Origin of the sequence: Caballeronia sp. ATUFL_F1_KS39 (assembly GCF_023630985.1) — a bacterium.
In the GTDB taxonomy this organism is placed as follows: domain Bacteria; phylum Pseudomonadota; class Gammaproteobacteria; order Burkholderiales; family Burkholderiaceae; genus Caballeronia; species Caballeronia zhejiangensis.
This window is the reverse complement of sequence record NZ_JALQDZ010000052.1, coordinates 12,750-25,563: the sequence shown is the minus strand read 5'-3', so window position 1 is coordinate 25,563 and position 12,814 is coordinate 12,750. Positions and strand designations below refer to the sequence as shown.

The window sequence follows — 12,814 nt, the reverse complement described above, 5'->3', positions numbered from 1 at the left end:
AATTGACTGTAATGATAAAGAGCGTTAACGTCTGCTCCATTGGGCGCGGGCTGTGTCCGCGACCTGTCACCCCGTTCGCCGGCTAACGTGCGTCGGCAACGCTTTTTTGCGCGGATCCCAAGATGAACTTCGAACTTCTGTTTTCCCCGGCTTCGTCGGCGCACGCGGGCCAGCCGGTGCGTTACGCGCTGACCGGCGCGAAGGGCGGTTTCGCCCGCACGCTGCTCGCGCAGACGCGGCTGATGGCGCGCCTCTTTCCGGCGGTCCTGTGCGATCTCGACGTCGCCGGGTTGCGCGCGATGTGCATCGAGCTGGGTTTCGATGAAGCCGCGCTCGTCGAATGCGCCGATGCCGCGAGCGTCGCCGCGCTCGACGCCGGCAAGATCGCGCTCGTCGCCGACGTCGCGCTGATCGCCTCGGCGCAGTACGACATCCTCGTCGAAGCGACCGGCAATCCGTCGGTGGGCTATCGCGTGGCGGTCGCGGCGCTCATCGCGAAGCGCCACGTCGCGATGGTGAGCAAGGAAGTCGATTCGGTCGCGGGCGTGTCGCTCGCGCGGCTCGCCCAGCGCCAGGGCGTCGTCTACACGACGGCGGACGGCGATCAGCCGTCGAACCTGATCGGCTGGGTGACGTGGGCGCGCGTGCTGGGGCTCGATGTCGTCGCGGCGGGCAAGTCGAGCGAATACGACCTCGTGTTCGACGATGCGACCGGCAAGGTCACACAGCTCGATCAGACGTTCGAAGCGCCGGAACTCGCCGGCCTCATGTCGCTCGGCGACGACATTCCCGCGACGCTCGCCGCGCGCCGCGAAGCGCTGCGCGGCCGCAAGACATCGGCGACGGCGGATTACTGCGAGATGAGCGTCGTCGCGACGAACACGAACCTCGTGTCCGACGTCGAACTGCTGCATTACCCGGTCGCGCGCACGACCGAACTTGCCGACATCTACGCGCTGCGCGAAGACGGCGGCGTGCTGTCGCGCTCGGGCGTCATCGACGTGTTCAACATGCTGCGCCGTCCCGACGAGGCGAGCTTCGCGGGCGGCGTGTTCGTCGTCGTGCGTACCTTCGATGCGCCGACGTGGGAACTGCTCGCGCAAAAGGGCCACGTCGTGAGCCGCAACGGCCGCTACGCGTGCCTGTATCTGCCGTATCACTTCATGGGCGTCGAGACGCCGATCACGCTGCTCGACGCGGTGCTGCACGGGCGTCCGTCGGGCGCGGCGAAGCCGGCGCAATGCGTCGTGCTGGCGGGCCGCGCGAACGTGGATATCGCCGCGGGCACGGTGCTGCACATGGGCGGCCATCATCACGACGTGACCGGCGTGCAGGCCGTGCTGCTCGATCGCAGGAACGCCCCCGCCGATGTCGCGCCGCTGTATCTCGCGGCTCACACGACGCTCGCACGCGATGTGAAGGCGGGCGAACTCATCACGATCGCCGATCTATACAACCCCGACGAAGCGCTGTTGAGCGCATGGACGACGGGCTGCGCCTGAGCGCCGCACGTTCCGATAACGACGAAATCATTCGAACACTGAATCAGGAAGGGGACACCATGCGGGGAGAATTCGGGACGATCACGATGGCCGTGATCGCGATTGTCGTGCTGATCGTTTTGATCGCGCGATACAGGCTGAGTCCGTTCATCGCGCTGACGCTGGTCGCGCTCGGACTCGGGCTCGCGGCGGGCGTGACGCCGGAGCACGCGATCGACAGCTTCACGAAGGGCTTCGGCGGCGCGCTGGCGCGCACCGGGCCGGTCGTGGGTCTGGGCGCGGTGCTGGGCGGCATCATGATCGGCACGGGCGGCGCGGACCGCATCGCGAATGCGTTCGTCGGCAAGCGGCCGTTGTGGCTCGCGCCGTGGACGGTCTGCGCGGCGGCGCTCTTGATCGGCATGCCGCATCTGTTCGACGTGAGCTTCATCATGCTCGCGCCGCTCGTCTATACGATCGCGCGGCGCACCGGCAGCCATCTGCTGTATATCGGCTTGCCGCTCGCAGCCGGCCTTTACGTGTCGCACGGTCTGCTGCCGCCGCATCCGGCGCCGACGCTCGCCGTGACCGCGTATCACGCCAACACCGGCCTCACGCTGCTTTACGGTCTCATCATCGCGATTCCGGCGGCGGTGATTACCGGTCCGCTCTTCACCGCGTTCGCGCGACGCAGCTTCGGCCCGGCGCCCGATCTTTCGAAGGGCCCCGGCGGCACGCGCACCGATGCGGAGAACGCCACCGACGTGTCGCTCGCGCTGTCCGTGCTGTGCCTGCTGATTCCGCCCGGACTGATGCTCGCGGGCACCGTCGGGATGGACTACAGCACGAAGGGCACCGGGCAATACGTGTTCTTCCAGTCGCTCAACGATCCGATCCTGTCGCTGCTTGCCGCGGTGATCTTCGCGTTCTTCGCGCTCGGCATCAAGGCGCGATTCCCGCTCGCGGACATGCAGAAGATGATCGGCAAGGGCATCGCGCCGCTCTCGGCGATCCTGCTGATTCTCGGCGCGGGCGGCGGCTTCAAGCAGATGCTGACATCGATCCATCTGGACACCATCATCGTCACGCACACGGCGAGCTGGGCCGTGAGCCCGCTCGTGCTGGCATGGGTGATCGCCGCGCTGCTGCGCGTGTGCGTCGGCTCGGCGACGGTCGCGACGGTGGCGGCTTCGGGCATCGTCGCGCCGCTGCTGGTGTCGCATCCGGGCGTCTCGCCGGAACTGATGGTGCTCGCGACCGCATCCGGCGCGGTGATGCTGTCGCATGTGAACGACTCCGGCTTCTGGCTTTTCAAGGAGTATTTCCAGCTGACGGTCTCGCAGACCCTGCGGACGTGGACGCTGATGCTGTGCGTGCAGTCGCTGGTCGGGCTCGCGGGGGTGCTGCTCATCAACATGTTCATCGGCTAAGATAAGCGACCCCCGGCGAGCCCGCGCGCCGGGGCGCTTAATGAAGGTTTTCTCATGTCGAGCCAGGCCAAACCCGATGCATCCGATGTCCCGCTGATTCCCGATCAGCGGCGCGAGGCCATGCTGCGCCAGTTGCGCCGGGACAAGGTGCTGTCGGTGCATCAGCTGATGGAATCGTTCAACTGTTCGCACATGACGGTGCGGCGCGATATCGCCGCACTCGAGGAAGCCGGATTCGTCTATACGGTGCCGGGCGGCGTGCGGATCGCGAGTCATCTGAACAGCGAGCCGAGCCATCAGTCGAAGGCGGTCGTCGAACAGCCGCAGAAGCAGGCCATCGCGCGCCGCGCCGCAGAAGGTCTGCGCTCCGGCATGTCGATCTATCTCGATGCCGGCACGACCATGCTGTCGTTCGTGCCGCATATCGTCGAGCTGTCGGACATGACGGTCGTGACCAACGACTTCCAGATCGTGCGCGAACTCGCCAGCGCGACGCATGTGAACGTCATACACATCGGCGGACAGCTCGATCACCGGAACCTGTCGAGCGTCGGCACGCTCGCGGCGGCGACGCTGCGCCAGGTCGTGCTCGACGTCGCGTTCATCTCGGCGAGTTCGTGGGACTTGCGCCGTGGCGTGACCACGCCTTCCGCGCCGAAAGTCGAAGTCAAGCTCGCTGCGATGGAAGCCGCCTCGCGCAACGTGCTCACGGTCGCGAGTTCGAAATACGGCACGGTCGGGCTATACAAGGTAGCGAGTCTCGAAAGCTTCGATCAGGTCATCACCGACGATGGCCTCGCCCCGGCTGCCGCAACGGGCATCCGTCAATCGGGAATCGATCTGGCGCTGGCCGCGGTCGAGTGATCCCGGCGGCTCGCCGCATGCATCCATTTTTCGAAAGCGCGTTTCACATCGCGGGACACGCGTCGCGCGTACGGCGCTTTGACTTTTCGCGGCTTGAAAGCGTGTTTTGCATCGCAAAAACAGTCGACTATCTCGTTGATATAAAAGGATAAATGCTGTCTTGTGTCTTATATAAGACCTGGCTCGCCAGCGAAGAAAGGGCGTTACCATGTAGTCATGCGGTTTCGCTTCGACTATTCATCTAACGCGCTTTGTTCTTAGGAGAGTCACATGGCCCAGTATCAAGACGACATCAAGGCAGTTGCCGGTTTGAAAGAGAATCACGGCAGCGCGTGGAGTGCCATCAATCCCGAATATGCCGCGCGCATGCGTGCGCAGAACAAGTTCAAGACGGGCCTCGACATCGCGAAGTACACGGCGAAAATCATGCGTGCCGACATGGCCGCCTACGACGCCGACCCGTCGAAGTACACGCAGTCGCTCGGTTGCTGGCACGGATTCATCGGCCAGCAGAAGATGATCTCCATCAAGAAGCACTTCAACAGCACCGAGCGCCGTTACCTTTATCTGTCCGGCTGGATGGTCGCCGCGCTGCGCTCCGAGTTCGGTCCGCTGCCGGATCAGTCGATGCACGAAAAAACCTCGGTCAGCGCGCTGATCCGCGAGTTGTACACGTTCCTGCGCCAGGCCGACGCGCGTGAGTTGGGCGGCCTGTTCCGTCAGCTCGATGCGGCCGAAGGCGCTGCCAAGGCCGCCATTCAGGAAAAGATCGACAACCACGTGACGCACGTCGTGCCGATCATCGCCGACATCGACGCGGGTTTCGGCAACGCGGAAGCGACGTACCTGCTTGCCAAGCAGTTCATCGAAGCGGGCGCGTGCTGCATCCAGATCGAAAATCAGGTGTCCGACGAGAAGCAGTGCGGTCACCAGGACGGGAAAGTCACCGTGCCGCACGAGGATTTCCTCGCCAAGATTCGCGCGATCCGTTACGCGTTCCTGGAACTCGGTGTCGACGACGGCATCATCGTGGCGCGTACCGATTCGCTCGGCGCGGGCCTCACCAAGCAGATTGCCGTGACGCGCACACCGGGCGACCTGGGCGATCAATACAATTCGTTCCTCGATTGCGAAGAACTGACGGCGGACGAACTGGGCAATGGCGACGTCATCATCAAGCGTGACGGCAAGCTGCTGCGTCCCAAGCGCCTGCCGAGCAACCTGTTCCAGTTCCGTGCCGGCTCGGGCGAGGCGCGCTGCGTGCTGGATTGCGTCACCGCGCTGCAGAACGGCGCCGACCTGCTGTGGATCGAAACCGAGAAACCGCATATCGCGCAGATCGGCGGCATGGTCAGCGAGATCCGCAAGGTCATTCCGAACGCCAAGCTGGTGTACAACAACAGCCCGTCGTTCAACTGGACGCTGAACTTCCGCCAGCAGGCGTACGACGCGATGAAGGCCGCGGGCAAGGATGTTTCGGCCTACGACCGCGCCCAGTTGATGAGCGTGGAATACGATCAGACCGAACTCGCGCAGCTCGCCGATGAAAAGATCCGCACCTTCCAGGCCGACGCGTCGCGCGAAGCGGGCATCTTCCATCATCTGATCACGCTGCCGACGTATCACACGGCCGCGCTGTCGACCGACAATCTCGCCAAGGAATACTTCGGCGACCAGGGCATGCTGGGTTATGTGGCGGGCGTGCAGCGCAAGGAAATCCGTCAGGGCATCGCGTGCGTGAAGCACCAGAACATGTCCGGCTCGGACATCGGCGACGATCACAAGGAGTATTTCAGCGGCGAAGCGGCTTTGAAGGCGGCGGGGAAAGACAACACGATGAACCAGTTCTGATCGCGCTCGTACTTCACGCGAAATGACAAATGGCCCGATCGGCTTGCGCTGATCGGGCCATATTTGCGTTCATCAAGACCTACCGGGGAACGCGCCGCGCTGAATCAGGAATTCGTCCAGTTGCTCGAACGTTTCGGGCATTGCTTCGTCCATTCCCTCGATGGCGACGTCGAGCGCTTCCTTCGACGGATACAGCTCGTGCATCACGAGCAGCGTCTTGCCATCCTTCTCTTCGAGGGTCACGGTCGTGACGGCGCCATCGTCGCTTTCCTCGTTGGTCCAGACGAGGCGCGCATCCGGAACCACGTCGAGGTATCTGCCGAAGAACGCCATGGGCGCCGATGCCTCGGGATGAGCGAACGCCAGCCGATAGCGCCCGCCGACACGCACGTCCTGTTCGCACGAGAGCAGGGTCGCACCGCTCGACTTCGGCACCCACCATTGCCGGAAAAGCTCGGGCGTGGTCCACGCTTCGAACACGAGCCGCGGCGGCGCGTCGAAGATGCGCGTGATGACCATCTCGCGCTCGGACTTGCGCTCCGATGCGGTGCGGTTGCTCGTGCGGTTGTTCGTGCGGGCCAGCTCATTTTCTCTGCTTGCGACCATCACGTTTCTCCTTGCGTTCGAGTTCCTCGATGACCGTGTCCAGCGCGTCGAAACGTTCATGCTTTCATGCACTGTCGATGCTCCGGCCGTTCGCCGCCACGAATGCGATGGTGAATTGTGCGCCACCTTCTTCGCGATTGACAGCCGCGATCCGCGCGCCGAATCCGTCGACGATGGGCGACGTGATCGCGAGCCCGAGGCCGGGTCCGTGTCCGCGCGGCTTGGTCGTGACGAGGGCTCGAACAGAAGCGCGAAGTTTTCCGAAGGCGAGGTTCGCGGCACGCGCCGCATTCCGAAATTTCAGAATCGCTCGATTTTCGATGGGCGAGCTTTTAGACTGCGAGTTGCCCTTTCACGCAACGGAGCGCTTCACGCATGACGAGAACCAACGAATATCAGCAGCCGATCGGCGAAGCGGTAACGGACTGGAAAACGCGTGAGCGCCCGGCGCGCATCGGCATCGACGGCAGGCATTGCCGCATCGAGCCGCTCGACTTGGATCGCCACGCGGCCGATCTCTTCGATGCCTACGGCCGCGCACCGGACGGCAGCGACTGGACTTATCTTTTCGTCGGGCCGTTCGCGGATTTCGAAACCTTTCGCGACTATCTGGCGAAAGCCGCCGCGTCCGCCGATCCGCTGCATTACACGGTCATCGATTCGGCGAGCGGCAAGGCGGTCGGCACGCTCGCGCTGATGCGGATCGAGCCTGTGCATGGCGTCATCGAAATGGGCAGCGTCACGTTCTCGCCCCTGCTCAAGCAGACGCGCATATCGACGGAAGCGCAATATCTGCTGATGCGCCATGTCTTCGACGATTTGGGCTACAGGCGCTACGAATGGAAGTGCGACAGCCTGAACGCGCCTTCGCGCAAGACGGCGCTTCGGCTCGGCTTCGAGTTCGAAGGCATCTTCAGGCAGGCGATCGTCTACAAGGGACGCAATCGCGATACGGCGTGGTACGCGATCATCGATAAGGACTGGCCGCGCATCCGGCGCGGCTTCGAACGCTGGCTCGCCGACGATAACTTCGACGTGAACGGCAGGCAGCGTGCATCGCTCGCGCAATTGCGGGACGAGGCCGCTTAGAAAGCGCATCGCCCGCGATTGCGCGTGCTTCGATTACTTCTTGATTTCGAGCAGTTCGACTTCGAACGTCAGGTCGCTGTTCGGCGGAATCGTGCCGACGCCGCGGCTGCCGTAGGCGGTTGCGGCCGGGCAGGTCAGCTTCGCCTTGCCGCCGACCTTGATCTTCTGCACGCCTTGCGTCCAGCACGGAATCACGCGGTTGAGCGGGAAGGTCGCGGGGCCGCCGTGCTTGCTCGAGCTGTCGAATTCGGTGCCGTCGGCGAGCGTGCCGCGATAGTTGACGCTCACGGTGTCGTCGGCGGTGGGTTGCGCGCCGGTGCCTTGCTTGAGGTGCTCGACGACGACACCCGACGGCAGCTTCTCGGTGGTGTTGGCGGCGAACGCGGTGGTTGCGATGGCGGATGCGGCGAGCAGAGCGATGACTGATTTCATGCGATAACCTCGTTGAACGGAAGGGCCATTATATCGACAGCCCTTTGGCCTCAATTCGTCCGCGCCTCCGGGCATTCCGTCCGGTACCAGATATCGACCTGACGTTGCGCCGCATGCAGATCGTCGGGATAGTACGGGTCGAAAAATTTCGACGGATCGTAGCCCGCTCGTTCGAGCGCGGCCAGTTCGCTCAGATTGCGCTCGCGCGTCAGCGGCGCGTGGTTTCTGAGCGCGGTGAGATCGCGGCATTGCGCAGCGCTCAGATTCGGCGCGCCTGGCTGCGAGCCGCCTGCGGCACAACCGGCGAGCGCAATGGCGAGCGCCGGGATCATCGATAGTGTTTTCATGTTGCGTTTTCCTCCGGTTCGGGGCGTCTATCGGAAGTATCCCTAGTTGAGCGGAAATCCGCTCGAACTGCTTCGCGCAGCCCGGCGAGCGCTGCAGCCGCGCCATTGTTTGCGAATCGCGAATGACGCATTCGGCGGTTCGCCCGTTCTTTTCGAAGCGCGTCTGAGTCACCCTCTGTTGCGTCGACGATGCCGCATTTCAACCACGCGGCGCGCGATTCTGACTCAGGAGACAAAGATGACCTCGAACCGGTGGGATACGTCCTACGAATGGAAAGCCGTGACGCTGCTTGCGCTCGGATTCGGCCTTGTCGGCCTCGATCGATGGCTGATCGCGCCGCTCTTTCCGGCAATGATGAAGGACCTGCATCTCACCGCGCAGGATGTCGGCAACTGCATCGGCATACTGGGGCTGTCGTGGGGCGTGTTCGCCGCGCTGATGGGCGGCATCTCCGACAAGATCGGACGTCGCAAAGTGCTGATTCCCGCGATCATCGCGTTTTCGCTGCTATCCGGATTTTCGGGCGTCGCGGGCGGCCTCGCCAGCCTGCTCGCCGTGCGCTCGCTGATGGGCGTCGCCGAAGGCTCGTTCTGTCCGACGAGTTTCGCCGCGACCGCCGACGCCTCGCATCCGAAGCGGCGCGGTTTCAATCTCGGGCTGCAGCAAAGCGGATTCGCGCTCTTCGGGCTTGCGCTTTCGCCGATCATCGCGACGCAACTGCTCAACGTCGTGTCGTGGCGCTGGGTGTTCGCGCTCGTGTCCATTCCCGGCTTGATACTCGGCGTGCTGATGTTCTTCGTGATTCGCGAACCGGCGTCGGCGCCTGCGCAACAGCAGGCCGCGAAGGGCAACTGGCGCGACGTGCTGAAGAGCCGCAACATTCCCGTCGCGATGGTCGCGCTCTTCTGCGCGATGACGGGCGTCTTCGTGCTCGGCGCGATGCTGCCGCTTTACCTCACCGACTATCTCGCGCTCGACACGCAGCGCATGGGCATCGTCGTATCGGCGATTGGCTTTGGCGGATTCGTCGGCCAGTTCGCGTTGCCGGGACTCTCCGATCTCGTCGGACGGCGGCTTGCGAGCATCGCCGGTTTCGCGGGCACGGCCGTCATGCTGTACGTGTTTCGCGGCGTCGGGGCGCAGCCGCTCGTTCTGTTCATCGTGCTGTTCGTGGCGTCGTTCTTCACGCTCGGCCTCGTTTCGCTGCTGTCCGGGCCGGTCGCGACGGAAGCGGCGCCGATCGGCATGGTGTCGACGGCGATCGGCATCGTCGTCGGCGCGGGCGAGATCTTCGGCGGCGGCGTGGCGCCCGCGATCGCGGGTTTCGTCGCTACACGATTCGGAATCCAGAATATTCTGTGGCTCCCGATTTGCGCGGTGATTCTGGGCATCGGCGCGAGCCTGCTGCTCGAAGAGACCGCGCCCGCCCGCGTGCGCGGAAAAGCGCGCGGCGTGGGGCTCGTCGGAGGCGAGCAGCCCGAGTAAGCGCATACGCGCGCTGCGGATACACTGACATGCTGGACACGCTCGAAAGGGACCAGCATGGATCGTTTTCTCAGCATAGAGGCCTTCGTGCGCGTGGCGGAGACCAGCAGCTTCGCGGAAGCGGCGCGGCAGCTCGGCGTCGCCAGTTCGGTCGTCACCACGCGCATTCAGCAGTTGGAGAAATTCCTCAATGTGCCGCTGTTTCATCGCAGCACGCGGCACGTCAGGCTATCCGATGTCGGCGAGGCGTTCTATCGGGACTGCGCGGAAGTGGTGGGGCGCGTCAACGAACTGACCGACCAGATGCGCGAGTTGCGCGCGACACCGACCGGGCGGCTGCGCATTCAGATGTTGCCGGGCTTCGCGCTGGGTCACTTCGGCGCATCGCTGGCCGAATTCAATCGACGGTATCCCGGCATCCAACTCGACGTGATCGTCAACGACCGTGTCGTCGATCCGATCGAAGAGGGCTTCGACGTCGCGTTCCAGATCTTTCCGGCGATCTCCGAATCGCTGATCGAGCGGCGTCTCTTCACCGTCCGGCGGCTCTTTTGCGCCGCGCCTTCCTACGTGAACGAACATGGCGCGCCGCGGCATCCGCGCGAACTGCTCGATCACAGGACGGCGCTTTACTCGGGCTATCCGTCGCGCAATCGCTGGACGATGACGCGCGGCAGCGAGGTCGTCGAAATAGAACTGCCGGGCATCGTGCGTTCGAATTCGGTGCACTTGCTGCACGACTACGCGCTGACGGGCGGCGGCGTGGTGTGCCTGCCGACGCTCGTCGCGAGCGCGTCGCTGCTCAATGGCTCGCTCGTGCCGATTCTGCCGGACTACGCGCTCTCTCCGATGAACTTCGCAGCCGTCTATCCCGCGACGCAGCGGCAAGGGCTCAAGGTGAAAGCGCTGGTCGAATTTCTCGCCGAGCGGCTGGGTCCGGAGCCGGCGTGGGACGTGCCGCTCATCGAACGAGGATGGGTTAGTTAGCCATGCAACTAACTTTCCTTTCGCGCCCGCCCCTTGAACAACGCGCTCAACGACGCTGCGGCCCGAACATGCGCGACAAGGCCCGCGCGAGTTCCTTCACAACGGCATCGGCAGTCGGGTGATGCAGCAGCGCGATATCCATTGTCTCGATGGCGGGCAAGCCGCTTTTCGCTGTCAGCACGACGTGATCCGGCGATACGGCGCGCGCCGGAAGCAGGCTGATGCCCAGACCATCGGCGACGGCCGCCTGGATGCCGCTCAGACTCGAACAGATGAACGCGAGCCGCCAGCGTCGGCCGATGCTTTCGATCGCATGGGTCATGTCGTCGCGATACAGCCCGCGCGGCGGAAACGCGACGAGCGGAATCGGATCGAGTTGAATCGACGGATTCGTCGCGCTGTCGATCCATCGCAATTGCTCGGGCCATGTCGCGACGGCTTCGCGGCTATTGCGCCGCTGCTTCACGAGGACGAGATCGAGATCGCCGCGATCGTAGCTGTTGCTCAGATCGCGGACCAGTCCGCTCGTCACTTCGAGCTTCACTTGCGGATGCTTGCGATTGAAGGCCGCGAGCATGTGCGTCGTCGGTCCGCCGACGAAGTCTTCCGGCACGCCGAGCCGGACCGTCACGCCGACGTTCGCGCCCGATAGCGCCTCGATCATTTCGTCGTTGAGCGCGAGCATGCGGCGCGCGTAGGCGAGCAAGGTTTCACCGGCGTCGGTCGGGCGAACATCGCCGCTGCCGCGTTCGAGCAGCTTGTGCCCCGCCATGTCCTCGAGCCGGCGCACCTTCTGGCTGATCGTCGATTGCGTCGAATGAAGCCGCGCGGATGCGGCGGTGAAGGTGCCGCAATCGGCCACCATGACGATGGCCTTCAGCAAGTCGAGGTCGAACAGCGGCGTGCGTGCGTTGGGAAGGTGTTTCATCGACCCGATGGATCTTCGAATGGGACATCGACTTCTATCACGCGCGAAGGGCGCTGGCAATCGCGTGATAGTGTTCCGGTAGGGCAGTGCGTCCGCTTACCGATATCGCCGACATGACTCGTTCTCTCTATCTCTGCAATGTCCGCCTGGCCGATGGCCAACGGGTTTCCGTATCCATCGTCGATGGCCGTATCGACGCGCTCGGCGCAGATGCCGCCGCCCCACGCGATGCGCAGATCGAAGACGGCGGCGGCGCGTTGCTGCTGCCGGGCTTCGTCGAAGGTCATACGCATGTCGATAAGAGCAACTGGGGGCGTCCGTGGTATCGCAACGAAGTCGGCCCGCTGCTCACCGATCGCATCGGCAACGAACGCGAATGGCGCAGGACATCGGGACACGATGCGGCCGCGCAATCGCTCGCGCTGTCGCGTGCATTCGTGGCTGCGGGCACGACGCGTCTGCGCACGCACGTCGATATCGACACCGACGCACGCCTGCGCCATCTCGAAGGCGTACTCGCAACACGGCAGACGATGCGCGATACGCTCGACATGCAGATCGTCGCGTTTCCGCAGTCGGGCATGCTGATTCGTCCGGGCACCGTCGAGCTGCTCGGCGAAGCGCTCGCAGAAGGCGCCGATGTGCTCGGCGCGCTCGATCCCGCGTTGATCGACGGCGATCCGGTCGCATCGTTGAACGCGACCTTGGCGCTCGCGCAACGCTATCGCAAGCCGATCGACATCCATCTGCACGAACCGGGCGAGATCGGCGCGTTCACGCTGAAACTGCTGCTGGATCGCGTGCAAGCGTCGGGCATGCAGGGACAGGTCGTCGTCAGTCACGGCTTTTGTCTTGGCGCGCTGCCGGAGCGCGAGCGCGATGTGCTGCTCGATCGCATCGCTGATTTGCGCGTGGCGCTGCTGACGAGCGCGCCGCCTTCGTGCACGGTGCCGCCGCTCAAGCTATGCCGCGAGAAGGGCATCACGATGTTCGGCGGCAACGACGGCATCCGCGATACATGGACGCCGTACGGCGTGCCCGACATGCTCGAACGCGCGATGCTGATCGGCATGCGCTACGACTTGCGGCGCGACGACGATCTCACGATCGCGTTCGATTGCGTGAGCGATGCGGCAGCGCGCGGCTGCGGTTTCGCGGACTACGGCCTGCGCGTGGGCGCGCGCGCGGATCTCGTGCTCGTCGATGCCGAGACCGTCGCCCATGCGGTCGTGACGCGGCCCGTGCGCAAGCTCGTCGTTGCGAACGGACGTATCGTCGCGCGCGACGGCGTGCTGACGCCGCCTCGCGCATGA

12 protein-coding genes and 1 pseudogene are annotated in these 12,814 nt (G+C 64.1%); 9 read left to right on the top strand and 4 right to left on the bottom strand.

The window, feature by feature from the left end:
* Positions 1-122: 122 nt before the first annotated feature.
* The 4 genes from NCR93_RS26200 (at position 123) to NCR93_RS26185 (ending at position 5,626) form a co-directional block, all read left to right on the top strand.
* A complete protein-coding gene (locus NCR93_RS26200) occupies positions 123-1,502 on the top strand; it encodes a homoserine dehydrogenase NAD-binding protein (protein WP_008346927.1) in 1,380 nt (459 codons plus the stop codon).
* A 59-nt stretch (positions 1,503-1,561) separates the two neighbouring features.
* On the top strand, positions 1,562-2,911 hold the full coding sequence (locus tag NCR93_RS26195) for a GntT/GntP/DsdX family permease (RefSeq protein WP_175981496.1): 1,350 nt from the start codon (positions 1,562-1,564) through the stop codon (positions 2,909-2,911).
* A gap of 54 nt (positions 2,912-2,965) precedes the next feature.
* Positions 2,966-3,775: a DeoR/GlpR family DNA-binding transcription regulator gene (locus NCR93_RS26190; protein WP_008346923.1), complete on the top strand. Its 810-nt coding sequence runs from the start codon at positions 2,966-2,968 to the stop codon at positions 3,773-3,775.
* Positions 3,776-4,045: 270 nt separating this feature from the next.
* A complete protein-coding gene (locus NCR93_RS26185; RefSeq protein ID WP_008346921.1) occupies positions 4,046-5,626 on the top strand; it encodes an isocitrate lyase in 1,581 nt (526 codons plus the stop codon).
* Positions 5,627-5,698: 72 nt separating this feature from the next.
* Here NCR93_RS26185 and NCR93_RS26180 read toward each other — a convergent pair whose 3' ends face one another.
* A complete protein-coding gene (locus NCR93_RS26180) occupies positions 5,699-6,145 on the bottom strand; it encodes an SRPBCC family protein (RefSeq protein ID WP_239295253.1) in 447 nt (148 codons plus the stop codon).
* Between NCR93_RS26180 and NCR93_RS26175 the strand changes: the two genes are divergently transcribed.
* Together NCR93_RS26175 and NCR93_RS26170 are read left to right on the top strand one after the other, a co-directional pair.
* Entirely contained in the window at positions 6,135-6,611 is a 477-nt protein-coding gene (locus tag NCR93_RS26175; protein ID WP_175981271.1) for a hypothetical protein, read from the top strand. The two genes, NCR93_RS26180 and NCR93_RS26175, sit on opposite strands and share 11 nt — an antisense overlap.
* Positions 6,608-7,318 (top strand): annotated as a pseudogene (locus NCR93_RS26170) (GNAT family N-acetyltransferase); the annotation flags it as partial. The gene NCR93_RS26175 and the pseudogene NCR93_RS26170, both read left to right, overlap by 4 nt.
* A gap of 36 nt (positions 7,319-7,354) precedes the next feature.
* On the opposite strand, the gene NCR93_RS26165 reads toward NCR93_RS26170, so the two are convergent.
* Together NCR93_RS26165 and NCR93_RS26160 are read right to left on the bottom strand one after the other, a co-directional pair.
* The gene (locus NCR93_RS26165; RefSeq protein ID WP_008346914.1) at positions 7,355-7,753 is read right to left on the bottom strand and encodes an FKBP-type peptidyl-prolyl cis-trans isomerase; all 399 of its coding nucleotides are present in this window, start codon (positions 7,751-7,753) and stop codon (positions 7,355-7,357) included.
* A gap of 50 nt (positions 7,754-7,803) precedes the next feature.
* Positions 7,804-8,100: a DUF4148 domain-containing protein gene (locus tag NCR93_RS26160; protein WP_175981500.1), complete on the bottom strand. Its 297-nt coding sequence runs from the start codon at positions 8,098-8,100 to the stop codon at positions 7,804-7,806.
* Between the two features lie 238 nt (positions 8,101-8,338).
* On the opposite strand from NCR93_RS26160, the gene NCR93_RS26155 reads away from it, so the two are divergent.
* The gene (locus NCR93_RS26155; protein WP_175981502.1) at positions 8,339-9,586 is read left to right on the top strand and encodes an MFS transporter; all 1,248 of its coding nucleotides are present in this window, start codon (positions 8,339-8,341) and stop codon (positions 9,584-9,586) included.
* A 57-nt stretch (positions 9,587-9,643) separates the two neighbouring features.
* On the top strand, positions 9,644-10,573 hold the full coding sequence (locus NCR93_RS26150) for a LysR family transcriptional regulator (protein WP_008346907.1): 930 nt from the start codon (positions 9,644-9,646) through the stop codon (positions 10,571-10,573).
* Between the two features lie 46 nt (positions 10,574-10,619).
* Here the strand turns inward: NCR93_RS26150 and NCR93_RS26145 are convergent, their stop codons facing one another.
* A complete protein-coding gene (locus NCR93_RS26145; protein ID WP_008346906.1) occupies positions 10,620-11,501 on the bottom strand; it encodes a LysR family transcriptional regulator in 882 nt (293 codons plus the stop codon).
* A gap of 113 nt (positions 11,502-11,614) precedes the next feature.
* Between NCR93_RS26145 and NCR93_RS26140 the strand changes: the two genes are divergently transcribed.
* Positions 11,615-12,814, top strand: coding sequence for an amidohydrolase family protein (locus tag NCR93_RS26140; RefSeq protein WP_175981504.1), 1,200 nt, complete (start codon positions 11,615-11,617; stop codon positions 12,812-12,814).